Here is a 536-nt window from a genome sequence, read left to right on the forward strand (position 1 = left end):
CTACGTGAACTTATTAAAAAGCACGCAACCATCCCTGTTAACGATCTTATCAAGTTGATAAATCCGAAACTTAGAGGGTGGGCGAATTACTATCGCCACTGTGTTGCTAAACAAGTATTCGGGTATGTCGGCCACAAACTATTCCAAGCGTTATGGCACTGGGCAGTTAGACGTCATCCAACCAAGTCCAAAGACTGGGTTGTTCATAAGTATTTTCTCAATCGTAAAGGCCAGTGGCAATTTCACGGTTGGCAGAAAATCATGGACATGGACTGTCACTTCAATCTGTTCCAAATAGCTAAAGTGCCCATCGAGCGACACGTAAAAATCAGGAATGCAGCGACCCCTTTTGACCCTCAATACCAAGAATATTTGGTGAAGAGAAAATCTAAAAGGCTAGCTCGTAACTCTTGGAAAGAGCCTGTCCCGACTGCGTTATAAGTTGCTGGGTATCAATGATGCCTTAGTGGAGGCTTGAGCCGTATGCAGTGAAAGTTGCACGTACGGTTCTTAGAGGGGCGGCACTTGGTAACAAG

The 536-nt window shown here is 45.0% G+C and carries 1 protein-coding gene; it reads left to right on the forward strand.

Annotated elements, in window-relative coordinates; all coding sequences use genetic code 11:
- The coding region (locus A142_RS02200; protein ID WP_019819890.1) for a group II intron maturase-specific domain-containing protein at positions 1 to 441 on the forward strand (441 nt) is incomplete at its 5' end.
- Positions 442 to 536 lie beyond the last annotated feature (95 nt).

This window comes from Vibrio splendidus 12E03, assembly GCF_000272105.2.
GTDB lineage: Bacteria > Pseudomonadota > Gammaproteobacteria > Enterobacterales > Vibrionaceae > Vibrio > Vibrio splendidus_I.